Source organism: Oceanobacillus sojae (genome assembly GCF_900162665.1).
Taxonomy (GTDB): domain Bacteria; phylum Bacillota; class Bacilli; order Bacillales; family Amphibacillaceae; genus Oceanobacillus; species Oceanobacillus sojae_A.
The window spans coordinates 182,166-197,463 of record NZ_LT727812.1 but is presented as its reverse complement, the minus strand read 5'-3'; the positions used below and the strand labels follow the sequence as shown (position 1 = coordinate 197,463).

Below are 15,298 nucleotides of genomic sequence, written 5' to 3'. Positions count from 1 at the left end.
GGGGAACCAACCTGATGCGTTTTTTTATATGGATGGTCATTTTTATCATCAGTTTCATATCTTTTCCGATTCATGGACATGCTGCACCGGATGTTTCGGCACAGCAGGCTGTTTTAATCGAGCAATCATCGGGCAGGGTATTATTCGAAAAAAATGCTGATGAACAGGCTTCTATTGCAAGTATCACGAAGGTAATGACAGCAATTATTGCGATTGAATCTGGAAAAATGAATGAGAAAGTCACTGTTTCCAGAAATGCTATTTATACAGAAGGATCTTCTATTTATTTGGAGCAAGGGGAAGAAATGTCTTTAACGGATTTAGTGTACGGGCTTATGCTGCGCTCGGGAAATGATGCTGCTGTTGCTATTGCTGAGCATGTTGGCGGCAGTGAAGAAGGCTTTGTTTATTTAATGAATGAGAAGGCTAAATGGCTTGGAATGAAAAATACGCATTTTGATAATCCGCATGGTCTGGATTCAGAAACACATTATTCGAGCGCTCACGATATGGCAATTTTAATGCAGTATGCGATGGAAAACCCTATTTTTCAAGAGATAAGTGGTTCGAAAAGATATATATCCGAAAACAGATCTTACTATTGGCAAAATAAAAACAAGCTTCTGACTATATTTTATGAATATTGCACCGGAGGAAAGACCGGATATACAAAGCAGACAGGGCGGACATTGTTGACTACAGCCGAAAAAGACGGAATGAAATTAATTGCTGTAACATTAGATGCTCCTGATGATTGGCAGGATCATATGTCCATGTTTGAATGGGGATTTGAACAGTTTGAAATGAAGGAAGTTGACCAGAATGGGGAAGTCGTAACAGATAAAAAGAATTTATCAGAAGATACTATCACTTTACCACTTTATAAGCATGAAAATGATACCTGGGCAAAAGAGGTTTATTTGAAAGGAGAAGGATTATCCTGTCAGGCAAGCAATACAGTATTAAACCAGCAAGATGGAAATGAAAAAGATCGTTATATGGATGATGTCGCTTATGTGTTTCATTCCATTCTAAGGTGGGATACAAATGATTAATTGGATCTGGATCTGTATGGCTGCCATTGGAATTATCTATGCCATGTTTTCAGGAAATATGGAAGCAGTGAATGAGGCTATATTTACCAGTGCTGCTCAGGCAGTAACCTTAGCTATTGGATTGATCAGTATTTTAGTATTTTGGTTAGGCATGATGCGGATAGCGGAGGAAGCGGGTATTTTACGAGGTCTTGCAAGGCTGTTTCGTCCAATCGTAACAAGAATATTTCCCGAAATACCAAAGGATCATCCGGCATTAGGTTATATTTTATCTAATTTAACAGCAAATATGTTTGGGCTTGGTAATGCTGCAACACCATTAGGAATTAAAGCAATGGAGGAAATGAAGAAGCTTAATAATAATTCTGATACGGCATCACGTTCCATGATTACTTTTCTTATTTTAAATACAACTGGGTTAACGTTGATTCCTACAACAGTTATCGGGATCAGAATGCAATATGAATCCGCTTCTCCAACACAAATTGTCGGTGTTACTTTATTGGTTACAGCTATAGGAACGATTGCCGGATTGATTATTGACCGGATTTTTTATTATAAAAGTACTTGGAGGAAATCATGATGGGGTTTATCAGCTTAATTAGTATCTGGATGATACCTTGCTTTATTTTAATCATTATGGTTGCAGCAAGTATCCGAAAATTACCTGCATACGATTTGTTTGTAGAGGGAGGAAAGGAAGGCGTAAAGACTGCTGTTTCTTTACTCCCTTTTTTAGTGGGAATGATTACTGCTATTTCAATCCTGCGAAGCTCGGGCGCTTTGGATGCTTTCATAGAGTTATTAGCTCCTGTACTGGAGTTTATTGGTTTTCCAGCAGAAGTATTGCCTCTCGCTCTGATTCGTCCAATATCTGGAACAGCAGCATTAGGCATGACTACGGAATTAATCGCAACCTACGGACCGGATTCATTTATCGGAACTCTTGCTTCTGTTATGCAGGGAAGTACGGATACTACCTTATATGTTCTCACCATTTATTTTGGCGCCATCGGAATTAAGAAAATCCGCTATGCCTTACAGGCTGGTTTATTAGCGGATTTAATTGCTATACTTGCAGCTGTATTTCTTGTTACAATGATGTTTGGATAAATAAAAGCAAATAACAACCATTAAAAAACTACATGGCTTGATGCCTTGGCGAATGCAAATTTTACTATTAAAGCCCGGTATATTAAAATTATTGCTGTACCCAGATACTGCCGTAATGATATAATGACTTGTCCTGCAAAAAATCGTTGCTGGAATTTTATGCTTTCCTAACTTGTAAAATAAGGCTATGATGAAGATATGTGAAAAATATATTTCATCATAGGCTTTCTTGTTATACAAGAGTTATCAGCCCTTTTTCAATATGACAGGGGCTGACTGTACGATAAGGGAAGCAATTACAGTTAAAAAAGATTGGGGATTTATATGTCAAAGCATGAAGAAAGATTACAGAAGGTTATTGCTCAAAGCGGACTGACATCCAGAAGAAAGGCTGAGCAATTAATTCTTGACGGAAAAGTAAAAGTAAATAATAAAACAGTTACAGAGATGGGGGTAAAGGTTACCTCTGATGATAAGGTAGAAGTAGATGGCGTCCCGCTTGAAAAAGAAGAGTCCGTATATTATCTGCTGTACAAGCCCAGAGGTGTTATCTCCAGCGTGAAGGATGATAAAGGCAGAAAAGTAGTTACAGATTTTCTTCCGGAAGTAAGTGAAAGAGTTTTTCCTGTCGGCAGACTGGATTATGATACATCAGGAATATTGCTTTTAACAAACGATGGTGAATTTGCGAATCAGCTGATGCACCCGAGTAAAGAAGTTAATAAAGTATATGTAGCTAAAGTAAAAGGTATACCTCATAAGAAAGAGTTATTACAATTACGGAAAGGCGTTATGTCTGATAATGAAAAGCTGAAAGCGGTCTACGTTAATATGCTGTCAAGCGATAAAGAAAAGAAAACGTCTATTATTGAATTAACATTGCATGAAGGAAAAAACAGACAAGTACGCAGAATGCTTGAAGCAATTGGGTTTCCGGTGATGAAGCTGAAACGGGAACAATATAGCTTTTTGACTTTACAGGGATTAAATGCCGGCGAGTATAGATCACTAACTCCGAAAGAAGTCAACCAGTTACGGAACACGTCCACAAAATTGTAAGATAATATTCAAATTTATAAGCTGCAGTCAATGGTATAATCAGTTGGAAAGGGGAGGAGTGCTGTTGAATAAAGGAGAAAGAAATATGGATAAACAGAAAAAGAAACGCAACCGTCTTATTTTTCGCTCTTCTATTTTAGCTGTATTAGTTGCTGCTGTAATATTTGTACTGTTTTCGAATTCGAAAGATGAAGATACAATATACCGGGCAGGCGATGTCGCTCCAGATTTTAAATTAAGTCAAATCAACGGGAATTTTGACGCGGATGCAACACAGCTTAGTGATTTAGAGGGAAAAGGGGTTATGCTGAATTTCTGGGCAACCTGGTGCGGACCTTGTAAACAGGAGATGCCGTATATGCAGGAATTATATCCGGAATATAAAGAAAAGGGAGTCGAAATTGTGGCTGTCAGTCTGGACAGTACAAAATTAGTAGTTGATAATTTTATCGATGAGTATGGCTTAACGTTTGCTATTCCACATGATGCTAACGCTGAGGTCAGAGATTTATACCGGATCAGACCAATGCCTACAACGTTCTTTATTAATCCTGATGGAACGATAAATGAAATTGTCCAGGGGTCGCTGACATTAGATAAATTAGAAGGAAATTTAGATGCGATTACACCAGATGCATCATGATAATCCATGAGAATGGAGGTAGACAATGAATAAAATTAAGTGTGAATGCGGTCATATTAATCCGGAGGGCACCGTTTTATGTGAGGCATGCGGAAAACCTGTGGAAGGAAATCAGCATATTGACGGGAATGATGGAAAAAAACTCCTGAATATGCGCTATGATGGCAGTGCCCGCCGTTCACAAACGTATCAAAAATCAATCATAGATAAAATTTGGAGTTTTTTCTCCTCAGTAAAAGTAGGCGTCTGGCTTATTGTTTTAGCTTTAATTGCGTCAATATTTGGTACAATTTTCCCGCAGGAGCAATTTATACCGCAGGATGCAGTATCAAGAGACCCGGCAATTTTTTATGAAGACCGCTATGGAATTTGGGGATTAATGTATTACCAGCTCGGATTTCATCATATGTATAGTTCCTATTGGTTTATTACCTTAATTGCTTTAATTGGTATATCATTGGTTATTTGCAGTTTAGACCGGTTCGTTCCGCTTTTTAGAGCATTGAGAAACCAGAAACCAAAAAAGCATAAGAAGTTTTTATCCAGACAGCGTCTGTACAGCGAGTCAATAAATGTAGATGATTCAGATGTTGACAAGCTGGTTCAGGGATTGAAGAATTCCAGATATAAAATTACAGAAGAAGATGGCCAAATACTGGCAGAGAAAGGCCGCTTTTCCAGATGGGGACCTTATGTAAACCATATTGGACTTATTATTATATTGATTGCAGCTATCTTACGTACAACACCAATCATGTTTACTGAAGAGTATATGTGGGTTCGTGAAGGGGAGCAGAGAGTAATTCCCGGCACAAACAATCAGTATTACATAGAGAATAAAGACTTTATATTGGAAACACATGATCAGAATGATGAGCGCTTTCAGGAGGCTTTTCTGAAAGAGGAAGAAATTGCAAGTAATTTCCAGACTGATGTTGTCGTTTATGAAGCAAAGAATGCTGATGTTGTCGGCGCTGAACCGGAACTGGAGCCGATTCTAGAGCATTCTATTAAAATGAATAACCCGGCAAAATTCGATAAATACACGCTTTATCAGCAGGGGTATCAGTTAAACGAATTTGATAATATGAGCTTTCATATACACGAAGCCGATGATTCAGAAGAAAAATCTCTTGGAGATTTTACCATCAATTTATCAAATCCCGAGTCGGTATATGAATTAGACAGCGGCTTTCGGGTGGAGTTAACAAATTATTATCCGGATTATATAATGACGGAAAATGGAAACCCTGCTTCGGAAACGGATTTTCCTAGAAATCCGGCGTTTGTTGTGACCGTATATCCTCCAGACTCAGAAGAAGGAGAAGTCAGCTTTCTCGGGATTGGAAGAAATATCGACGCTACTGGAGAAAATCAATACAAGGTAGCCATTGACGATGTTGAATTCCGGGATGTCAGCGGTATTGCAGTAAGCTCAGACCGGACGCTTCCTTACTTTTTTGCAGGTGCTATGATTTTTATGATTGGAGTTATTCAGGGAATGTACTGGCAGCACCGCCGGGTCTGGATTAACAAACAAAAAGGCAATACGCTTCTTTTAGCAGCTCATACAAATAAAAACTGGCACGGAATTAAACGTGATATTGAAAAAGCTGTAGCGGATACAAATATTACAATGGTCGAGGACCAGCAGGAAATAGATGAATAAACAATAAAACAGAATGGTTAAGTCAGGATTGGAGGTAAGCGAATGGATTTATACAGTATTAGTAGTGGAGCCCTGCTTATTGCTTTTATTTTATATTTAGTTGCAACCTTTTTCTTTGGGGGCGCGATTCGTCAAGATAAAAGTGAACGACATCAGAAAACAAAAGCAGGTAGCATCGGTTTAGTTATAACAATTATAGGTTTTGCATCTCAATTAGTTTACTTTATTACAAGGTGGATGTTGACTGGGCATGCGCCTGTAAGTAATCTTTTTGAGTTTACGACCTTTTTAGGGATGTCAATGATTTTTGCGTTTATTATTATTTACATCTACTATAAGACAGCCTTTTTAGGAGTATTTGCTCTTCCTTTGGCGACAATTATTATCGCTTATGCAAGCATGTTTTCAACAGGTGCAGCGCCGCTGGTGCCATCTTTACAAAGTAATTGGCTGCACATTCATGTGACAACAGTGGCATTAGGACAGGGAATTTTATTTATCAGCTTTGTTGCTGGATTAATGTATTTAATCCGGCAAATCGATCAAACAAAGTTGACTTTCCGCAATGGAATGCTTGAGGCCGTTATTTATTGTATCTTTTTATTTATCGGATTTATTGTCATTACAACTATTTTCAATGCAGTTTCTTATCAGGCAACCTTTGAAGTGGATAGGGATGGACAGGCTGTCATGGCTGAATACCAGCTTCCGCCGCTTGCGGCACCGAAAGACAGCACATTATTATCTGAAAATGTAATGAATCCCTGGTTTGAAGCGCCAGCCTGGATGCATGGAGACGAAGCAGGCAGGAAACTAAATACAGTGATCTGGTCATTCTTTACAGGTACGATAATTTATGGGATTGCCTTTTTAATTTCCCGCAAACGGATTGGTAAAAGACTTCATCCGCTTGTCAAGGGTGTAAAACCGGATATGCTGGATGAAATTATGTATCGTTCTGTTGCCATCGGTTTTCCTGTCTTTACTTTAGGCGGGTTAATTTTCGCAGCTATCTGGGCACAGCTGGCCTGGGGAAGATTCTGGGGCTGGGATCCAAAGGAAGTCTGGGCATTAATTACCTGGTTCTTCTATGCAGCATTCCTGCATTTACGGCTCTCCAGAGGCTGGCATGGTGAAAAATCAGGCTGGCTGGCAGTAGTCGGTTTTGCGATTATCATGTTCAATCTGATTGTAGTAAATCTTATACTGGCAAGCTTGCACTCATACGCATAACACCGCCTGTCGGGAGATGACAGATAGAAAAAGGGAATTGTTATCAATCATTTGATGGCAATTCTCTTTTTAGATAAGAATAGATCAAACACCAGCTGCGCAGTTAAGGATACATGGATTCTCTTAATTCCTTAACTTTTCAAACAGGTTCGTTTATAATGCTAATTAGAGTTGAAATGAGGAGTGAAATTTAAATGAGTGAAGCACAAAAGTTATTAGTGGTAGACGATGAAGAAAGAATTCGACGTTTAATAAAAATGTACTTAGAAAAAGAAGATTTTGAAATAGATGAAGCGGCAGATGGAAAAACTGCGCTGGAGATGGCTTTGCAAAATAATTACAGTGCGATTATCTTAGATATTATGATGCCGGAAATGGATGGAATTCAGGTATGTGAAGAACTGAAAAAAGAAAAGGATACACCCGTCATTATGTTAACGGCCAGAGGGGAAGAATCCAACCGTGTGCAGGGCTTTGAGGTAGGGGCAGATGATTACATTGTTAAACCATTCAGTCCAAGAGAAGCTGTACTGCGGGTGAAGGCTATCCTGCGCAGAGTCTCTAATGTTAATTATCAGCAGTCCGATACTACTGCAAAAAATTTATTAGTATTTCCACACTTGACCATTGATCATGATGGGCACCGGGTTACTGCAGACAATCAGGAAGTCAGTCTGACACCTAAAGAATATGAGCTGCTTTGCTTTTTAGCAAATTCACCGGATAAAGTATTTAATCGGGAGCAATTATTAAAAGAAGTTTGGCAATATGAGTTTTTTGGCGATCTTCGAACAGTCGACACGCATGTTAAGCGGCTGCGTGAAAAATTGAACTCTGTTTCCCCGCAGGCTGCGAAAATGATTGTCACTGTATGGGGCATTGGTTATAAATTCGAGGTTGAACAAGACTGATGTTTTGGAAGAGCGTTGTAGGTAAACTATCATTAACGATATTATTATTAGTGTCCTTTGTTTTAAGTGTATTAACGTTCTTTTTAATGCAGTTTTTTGAAACCTATCATATTCAGGAGGCTGAAAATGATATGACGCAAATGGCTGCAAAAATTTCTTCATTGGTTGATTCGGAGTATAATCTGGACTTTATCGAGGATGCTACAGAGATGCTGAGAGATCCTTCCAGCCGGATTGTCATTTATTATGCAGATGGTGAGCAATGGATTTCTGATTCTGAGGATACAGATTTGAATTTTATTAATGAATCATGGATGCTGCATGACCCGGAAGCCCAGGAATTGCTTGATCAGGTCGCTGCGCAGAGTTCTCAAGGGCTTGTTGAGGATGAGAATGAAATTATTTCAGTAGGCTCGCCTTTGGAAAACGGGGGAGCTGTGTTTGTTTTTAAATCCTTGGATATGATTAATGAAACCAAGGATCAGACAACTAAACTGATTTTGCTGAGTGCGGGGATTGCTATTCTGCTGACAACATTTTTTGCTGTGTTTTTATCATCCCGTGTTACGGCACCATTAATTAAAATGCGGGAAGCAGCCTATAATCTGACCCGTGGTGAATTCAATACCAAAGTACCTGTATTAACCCGGGACGAGATTGGTGATTTAGCTATTGAATTTAATCGTATGGGTAATCAGCTCAATTATCATATTCAGGCTCTTAGACAGGAAAAAGAGCAATTATCCAGTATTGTGAGCTCAATGGCTGACGGTGTTTTCACGCTTAATAGAGATGGGGAAATTATCGTTATAAATCCTCCTGCAGAGGCATATTTAGATAACTGGAATTATGAGCATAATAAGAAAGAGGATAAAGAAAAGCAGCTTCCAACGGAGCTTAAGGACGCACTCAACGAAGTAATCGCTGAAGAAAGGGCCGTTTTAAAGGAATCTGTTGTCCAGGGACGGAATTATGTAATGCTTGTCACTCCATTGTATGATGAATCCCATGTACGGGGCTGTGTTGCCGTTATCCGCGATATGACGGAAGAACGGCGTCTTGATAAGCTTCGCAAGGATTTTATCGCAAATGTTTCGCATGAATTGCGTACACCTATTTCTATGCTTCAAGGATATAGTGAAGCAATTGTCGATGATATTGCCGAAACTAAAGAAGATAAGAATGAACTGGCTAAAATTATATATGAAGAATCGCTTAGAATGGGCAGGCTTGTAAATGAATTACTTGACTTAGCAAGAATGGAAGCCGGACAAATTCAGCTGCATGTTGAGTCAGTTGCTGTGCAGGCATTTGTTGAGCGTATTGTGCATAAATTTCAGGGGCTTGCCCAAGAAAGTGAAGTAGAACTTTCATTAAGCTTAGACATGCATGAGCAGATTGGAGAAATGGATCCAGATCGGGTCGAACAAGTATTAACCAATTTAATTGATAATGCCCTCCGACACTCTGGCAAAGGTGGAAAAGTAGAGGTGCATGCACTTAGCAACTCAGATTTTCTTCATGTAGAAGTTGAGGATAATGGCAGCGGCATCCCGGAAGAGGATTTGCCATTTGTTTTTGAACGCTTCTACAAAGCGGATAAGTCACGGGTTAAAAAAGAGAAACAGGGAACAGGTTTAGGATTAGCTATTGCCAGAAATATTATTGAAGCACATCATGGGAAAATACAGGTAAGAAGTAAACTGGATATTGGTACAACATTTAGTTTTGAAATACCTATGAAACATTCCTGAAAATAGAGATATGCTAAGATAGCGGTATATACGAAATAGTAATTGGGGAATGAGAGGGTAATCAGTGAAAGCTGTAACTGTATTCACAGCTTTATTTACACACATCAGGTTAGTTGTGTAAATAGAACTTGGTAAAAGCAGTATCTCTCTTTCCCCAACGCCAAAGCAGCTGGATTGAAAAGAGTAAGGATATATTGCTCCATCTTCAGCCTGTTAACTAAACAGGCTTTCTTTATGGATATATTTAGAATGGATAACGAAAGGGGACAGGAAGATGAACAGGTGGTTGAAGTTTTTAGGTATTATGTTATTATCCTTCGTTCTGCTTGCAGCATGCGGTAATAGCGGGGAAGAAAATGAAAACTCTAATACTTCGGTCAGTACCAATGATTCAAGCGGGGAAGAGCAGAAGCTGGCCGAAGACGAGGTACGAATAACGATAACGATTGATGACGGAAATCAGTATGTATCAGAAGAAGTTGTTCAAGTAGAAGAGGGAGATATCCTTTTAAATGTACTAGAGGATGCTTTCTATGTAGAAGAAGATAACGGATTTATCACTTCCATTGAACGTGTATCAGATGATGAAGACGAAGGAAAGTACTGGATGTATTATGTAGACGGAGAGCCTTCACCGGTTGGAGCAGGAGAATATGAGCTGAATGGCGGCGAAGAAATCACATTTGATCTGCAGTCCATAGAGTAAAAATGAATACATACAAGTTGACATTACTTGCACTGCTGGCAGCACTGGCTGTAGTAGGCAGATATGCATTTCAGTTTTTTCCTAATGTACAGCCTATTACAGCAGTTATTATTTTAACAGGAATTTTTCTTGGTCCAGTATCATCTGTGATTTTAAGTGTATTAGTGGTATTTCTCTCGAACATGCTTCTCGGTATGGGAATTTGGACAGTCTGGCAAATTATCTCATGGTGTTTAATCGGTTTAATCGCAGGAATTATAGGCATTACTTGGAAAAAGGTTCCTTTACTTTTTATAATCTTTTTTTCGGTCTTCAGCGGTTATTTTTACGGTTTTATTATTTCTTTAACGACATCTCAGGTTACAGGACACTTCTGGCCATATTATTTAGCCGGGCTCCCTTTTGATACAGCGCATGCTGTTGGAAATGCCTTGTTTACTATTCTATTGTATCCATTGCTTCATGTTTTGTTTCAAAGATATTCGAAAAATAGATTTCAAATAAAACCTTAACTATTTATTACAAAAGAGAAAGCTGCTCATTAGCGGCTTTCTCTTTTGTTACGTATATTGAGGAATTATTTTATCTGCCTGTGTCTTTTGCCAAGAAGTTTTCCATCTATCCCTTGACAAAGCATAAACTCTAGCTGGAAAGAAGGTGTCATGTAAGGCCACCGCTGCGTCGGAAAGCGGAGTGGTTGGTCGGAGCGGAGCTATACACAATTTTCATTTCAATAGATGGATGATTTAACAACATGCAATCGGGATTTGGAATAGTAAGGTATAGATACTTATTCTCAGGTGCGAAAGTTGAGTAAAATATATAAACATATAATCATTCGTGATATACTTTTCTATATTAATAATTGAATCATTACTGCATGATAGACTTTTTATCATGTATAAAATAGGAGTCCGGCCAATGTCTAAGTTTTTAACCTACGATGAAATTCTGGTGAAATGTGAGGAAATTAATACAAAATATCAAATGAAGCAAGAACGTTTTGATAAAATAGTTGATTGTATGTTAGATAATGAAGAAATATCAGCTGACGATAAAATTGCTAAGGCATTTGTTCAGTTGTTGCAGGTAGTGAGTGAAGAAATCAGTGGTATGGAGTCTGCGGCTGATCTTATGCCGACGTGTCAGATGGGCTGCGCTTTTTGTTGTTATTTTCCAATTGTAATAAATAAAATGGAAGCAAGGCTAATCAAAAATGCAATTCACAAAATGCCTGACGATAAAAAGCATTTTATGAAAAAACATCTGGACCAATATTATCAAACTTTTGGAGAAAAGATCAATCGGTTAAGTGCTATCGACATGATTTCTGATCCGGATGCAAAATATAAGTACAAAAAAGAAAATCTCCCATGTCCATTTTTAAATCTGGAAACAAATGCCTGCATTATATATGAGTTTCGTCCGTTGCCGTGCAGAACATACGTGAATTATACAGATCCCCGGGTTTGTGCAGATAATATAATGCCTAAGGAAACAATCAGCTACGAGTTCTTATATCAGGAATACATGGGAGCAATGAATGAACTATTACAATATTTATACGAAAATGAAAAATTAGAGAAAATAGATTATCCAGGTGATTTATATCAAGAGGATTTATTAATAAACTGGATGAAAGAGACTGGTCAATAAGCCTGGGTTTTAGTGTAAGTTTTCAGTATGGATGGTGGTGTCAGGATGCTTTTTCAAGGAATCCTTGTGGATTGTTTTCAAAAAATAAATCAAGAACGTACATCTTCCAGTGTGTATAATCTTTTAATCGGGAAAAAAGCTATCCAAACTATACAGGATGCCAGGTTCTATCATATCGCTGATTACTATGGCATCTATCCGGGCTTGGCTAAAGACGATTACAGGATACAGCTTAATCAGTTAATAGAACTTGATTATTTGAGGGAAGATAATGAGAAAAAACTGCAAATCACAAAAAAAGGAAGGTCCTGGCTTGCATCATGTAAAACAAATCTTGATGGATTTGCCGGGGCAAAATATGCAAATGTAATGGAGACGTTTAAGCAGCGATTACTGCTCTTTATTCAAACCATTACCAACACTTCTAAAAAGCAATATCTTTTTATTCCCATTTCAGATAACTATGAAGTCGAGCAATTTGTTAAAGGCTTTTATAAGCAATATAAACAACGTTCAAAAGAGGTATTACACCAACTGTATAAAGAATTAGAAAAAGCTTTATCCGGGCTGTCAGACCTTGAGGCATCGATGTTTGTTGACCGCATAACCAGCTACTATTCCTATGGCAGCAGTTTACAGCAGCTTTCGCAGGATTATCAGCTTTCCATTCCAGATTGTTTTTTAATTCTTCAAAAAGGGTTTTACCGGCTGTTACGGGTGCAGGAGTATGATAATGATTATCCAATGCTCAGGCTCTTTACAAAAAACTTAGCTATTTCTGACACACCCTTAAGTCAGACAGCCCAGCTTACTCTCCGTTTACTTCAAAAGAAGCATTCTTTTAAAGAGATTATGCAAATCCGCCGGTTAAAAGCAAATACGATACAGGATCACTTGGTGGAGATTGCCATGCATGAGGCGGAGTTTCCTTTTTTTGATTACTTGGATTCTGCAATTTATGAGGAAATTAAAGAAGTCGTTCATTCAAAGCAGACCTACCGTTTAAAAGAAATTAAAAATAATGTAAATCCGGATATCAGTTATTTTCAAATTCGTTTAGCATTGGTCTTATACAATAAGTAGAGGGTGAGAATAATACATTTAGAAGAAGCATTGTATCGTCATTTTAATTATGATTCCTTTCGTCAGGGACAAAAGGAAATCATTTCGGATGTATTGCATGGGAAGGATGTCCTTGGCGTATTGCCGACAGGATCAGGTAAATCCATCTGCTATCAACTTCCTGCAAAGCTGGTAGATGGCGTAACCATTGTTGTATCTCCGTTAATCTCTTTAATGATCGATCAAGTAAAGGAGCTAAAGGCAGCTGGCTTTAAAGACGTGATTGCTTTAAACAGTTTTTTGCCTTTTATAGAACAGCAGAGAGTTTTAAATAATTTAGATTCATACCGGCTTATTTATGTTTCCCCGGAGTGGCTTCAAAAAAGAAAGCATCAAAATTATTTAAAGCAGCTGCCGGTTAAACTTTTTGTAGTTGATGAAGCACATTGTATATCGCAGTGGGGACATGAGTTTCGCCCAGATTATCAGCGCCTGCATGAAGTGATAGAGGCATTAAATCACCCTCCGGTATTGGCACTGAGCGCTACAGCAACACCAGATGTGCAGGCAGATATTATCCAAAGCTTGAACAAGCCGGCCATGAAACGGCATATTTATCCAATGGATCGGAACAATATTGCTTTTTGTGTGAAAGAAGTGGACAATGATCAAGAAAAATTAGAGCGCATTGCAGAACTGACAAAGTCTTATTTTGTTCCTGCATTAATTTATTTTACTAGCAGACAAACTGCAGAAGAAACAGCTCTGTCACTATCCGCCAAACTTCCAAAACGAAATGTTGCCTACTATCATGGCGGAATGGAAGCATCTGAACGCTTACGAATTCAGCAGCAGTTTATGAATAACCAAATTGATATTATTTGCTGTACAAGCGCCTTTGGCATGGGAATTAATAAGCCAGATATCCGATTAGTGATTCATTATCATCTTCCGCTCCAGATTGAATCATATATTCAGGAGGTAGGCAGAGCTGGAAGAGATGGAGAATCAAGTGTCGGCGTAATTCTCTATCATAAAGGAGATTTTCGTTTATCGGCAAATATGGTTAAAAATGAACTGCCGTCAATCGAGGTTATTGATCAGCTTATCGCAACAATTTTGACCTGCCAAAGTACTCAAGTTGATTTGCCGTCTCCTGAACAACTGCATATACTGCTCGACATTAATGAAGGCGCAGCTCGATTTATCCAGAGACAACTGCAAAAATATGGACTTATCAGGGATAGTGAATGGTTTATTGATGAAAAGAAATGGAAATATGTTAGAGAGGGTATCGTTCAATACTTGGAAGAACGGCAGTTATATAAGAATGATAAATTAAATGAATTATATCGGTGGGTTCAGACGGGAAAGTGTTTGCGGCAAACACTTTATCAGCCTTTTCAGGATGAATTTGGGGAGCCGACGGAGCAATGCTGCAGCAACTGCGGTTTTGACTGGAATAAATGGGTACCTGAACCACTTTTTAAAATGCCGGAAGCTTCTTCTCCTTTGAACTGGCGCATAAAGCTTCAAAAGACTCTGAATATGGAAGAGGCATAAGATGAAACAGTATGATCTGATAAAACAAATGTCAAAAAAAGAACTGCGAATTCAGTTATTTTTTTCTCAAGGCATATTTTTTCTGTTAGCAATGATAGTCAGTTTTTTTCTGTTTGATTCGTTTTTTGACTGGCTGAATCTTTTTAAATGGAATTTGAAAGAAATCTTTTTCTTCGGATTTTTATCTGCTGTTATCATCGTTTCCATTGAAATTGCTTTAATGTTTGTAACACCAAAAAAATACTTGGATGATGGCGGAATAAATGAGCTTATATTTCAAAATCAGCCGATCAGTTTTATATTTGTATTTACGCTGACAGTAGCAATTTGTGAAGAGTTTTTATTTAGAGGGGCGATTCAAACCACTTTTGGATACTTATTTGCAAGTATTCTTTTTGCATTGGCCCATATAAGATATTTAAAGAAGCCTGTCCTATTTTTGGCAGCACTGGTTCTCAGTTTTTATATCGGCTGGATTTATGAATATACAGCTAATTTAATTATTCCCATTGTCATGCATTTTTTTATTGACTTTCTACTTGGGTTAGTTATACGGTTAAAGAAATGAGGTGATGGCATTGAGCTCCAAGCAAAATGATCAAGCAGAAGCGTTAAGACAGGCTATTCAGGATGTAACAGAAAATAAAACAGAAACAGAGGAAGCTGTTCAGAATCAGAATGAACAAAAGGAGCAGACATCTGTTGAAATAGATATATTAAATCTACCACCAAGAAATGAGGTACATAAAGACAGCAGTAAAGTACGTTTCAAAGTCAATCTTTCCTTATTACGTTTCATTTTTATTGTTGTATTACTTCTGGCTCTTGCAGGAATAATTGTCTGGTTTATTTGATCTTGAAGCAAGCATAATAT

General features: G+C 38.1%; 16 protein-coding genes. All 16 read left to right on the top strand.

Translation table 11 applies throughout. The features are described from left to right. Nucleotides 1-14: 14 nt before the first annotated feature. The 16 genes from BN1068_RS11885 to BN1068_RS11810 all read left to right on the top strand — a co-directional run bounded on the left by BN1068_RS11885 (nucleotide 15) and on the right by BN1068_RS11810 (nucleotide 15,278). Nucleotides 15-1,055 (top strand): D-alanyl-D-alanine carboxypeptidase family protein, encoded by a 1,041-nt coding sequence (locus tag BN1068_RS11885; protein WP_077603070.1) that lies wholly within the window; start codon nucleotides 15-17, stop codon nucleotides 1,053-1,055. Next, on the top strand, nucleotides 1,048-1,638 hold the full coding sequence (locus BN1068_RS11880; RefSeq protein WP_077603069.1) for a nucleoside recognition domain-containing protein: 591 nt from the start codon (nucleotides 1,048-1,050) through the stop codon (nucleotides 1,636-1,638). The genes BN1068_RS11885 and BN1068_RS11880 overlap by 8 nt, the downstream gene beginning before the upstream one ends. Then, complete coding sequence (locus BN1068_RS11875; RefSeq protein ID WP_077603068.1) at nucleotides 1,638-2,168, top strand: spore maturation protein; 531 nt, start codon at nucleotides 1,638-1,640, stop codon at nucleotides 2,166-2,168. The genes BN1068_RS11880 and BN1068_RS11875 overlap by 1 nt, the downstream gene beginning before the upstream one ends. 324 nt (nucleotides 2,169-2,492) lie before the next feature. Then, nucleotides 2,493-3,227 (top strand): pseudouridine synthase, encoded by a 735-nt coding sequence (locus tag BN1068_RS11870; RefSeq protein ID WP_077603067.1) that lies wholly within the window; start codon nucleotides 2,493-2,495, stop codon nucleotides 3,225-3,227. An 85-nt stretch (nucleotides 3,228-3,312) separates the two neighbouring features. Further along, on the top strand, nucleotides 3,313-3,870 hold the full coding sequence (resA, locus tag BN1068_RS11865; RefSeq protein WP_077604062.1) for a thiol-disulfide oxidoreductase ResA: 558 nt from the start codon (nucleotides 3,313-3,315) through the stop codon (nucleotides 3,868-3,870). Nucleotides 3,871-3,895: 25 nt separating this feature from the next. After that, the gene (resB, locus tag BN1068_RS11860; protein ID WP_077603066.1) at nucleotides 3,896-5,539 is read left to right on the top strand and encodes a cytochrome c biogenesis protein ResB; all 1,644 of its coding nucleotides are present in this window, start codon (nucleotides 3,896-3,898) and stop codon (nucleotides 5,537-5,539) included. A gap of 42 nt (nucleotides 5,540-5,581) precedes the next feature. Next, nucleotides 5,582-6,772: a c-type cytochrome biogenesis protein CcsB gene (ccsB, locus tag BN1068_RS11855; protein ID WP_077603065.1), complete on the top strand. Its 1,191-nt coding sequence runs from the start codon at nucleotides 5,582-5,584 to the stop codon at nucleotides 6,770-6,772. A gap of 194 nt (nucleotides 6,773-6,966) precedes the next feature. Then, nucleotides 6,967-7,683 carry a response regulator transcription factor gene (locus BN1068_RS11850; protein WP_077603064.1) on the top strand — a complete coding sequence of 239 codons (717 nt, stop codon included), beginning with the start codon at nucleotides 6,967-6,969 and terminating at the stop codon, nucleotides 7,681-7,683. Further along, on the top strand, nucleotides 7,683-9,437 hold the full coding sequence (locus tag BN1068_RS11845) for an ATP-binding protein (RefSeq protein ID WP_077603063.1): 1,755 nt from the start codon (nucleotides 7,683-7,685) through the stop codon (nucleotides 9,435-9,437). Before BN1068_RS11850 ends, BN1068_RS11845 begins: the two co-directional genes overlap by 1 nt. 274 nt (nucleotides 9,438-9,711) lie before the next feature. Next, the gene (locus BN1068_RS11840) at nucleotides 9,712-10,143 is read left to right on the top strand and encodes a DUF4430 domain-containing protein (protein WP_077603062.1); all 432 of its coding nucleotides are present in this window, start codon (nucleotides 9,712-9,714) and stop codon (nucleotides 10,141-10,143) included. 2 nt (nucleotides 10,144-10,145) lie between these two features. After that, nucleotides 10,146-10,655, top strand: coding sequence for an ECF transporter S component (locus BN1068_RS11835; RefSeq protein ID WP_077603061.1), 510 nt, complete (start codon nucleotides 10,146-10,148; stop codon nucleotides 10,653-10,655). Between the two features lie 409 nt (nucleotides 10,656-11,064). Next, nucleotides 11,065-11,799, top strand: coding sequence for a YkgJ family cysteine cluster protein (locus tag BN1068_RS11830; RefSeq protein WP_077603060.1), 735 nt, complete (start codon nucleotides 11,065-11,067; stop codon nucleotides 11,797-11,799). 45 nt (nucleotides 11,800-11,844) lie between these two features. Further along, nucleotides 11,845-12,882, top strand: coding sequence for a YpbB family protein (locus BN1068_RS11825; RefSeq protein WP_175637140.1), 1,038 nt, complete (start codon nucleotides 11,845-11,847; stop codon nucleotides 12,880-12,882). Nucleotides 12,883-12,885: 3 nt separating this feature from the next. After that, nucleotides 12,886-14,424 (top strand): RecQ family ATP-dependent DNA helicase, encoded by a 1,539-nt coding sequence (locus BN1068_RS11820; protein WP_077603058.1) that lies wholly within the window; start codon nucleotides 12,886-12,888, stop codon nucleotides 14,422-14,424. 1 nt (nucleotide 14,425) lies between these two features. Continuing rightward, the gene (locus BN1068_RS11815) at nucleotides 14,426-14,992 is read left to right on the top strand and encodes a CPBP family intramembrane glutamic endopeptidase (RefSeq protein WP_077603057.1); all 567 of its coding nucleotides are present in this window, start codon (nucleotides 14,426-14,428) and stop codon (nucleotides 14,990-14,992) included. 10 nt (nucleotides 14,993-15,002) lie between these two features. Then, nucleotides 15,003-15,278, top strand: a complete 276-nt coding sequence (locus BN1068_RS11810; RefSeq protein ID WP_077603056.1) for a hypothetical protein — start codon at nucleotides 15,003-15,005, stop codon at nucleotides 15,276-15,278. The last annotated feature ends 20 nt before the right edge of the window (nucleotides 15,279-15,298 follow it).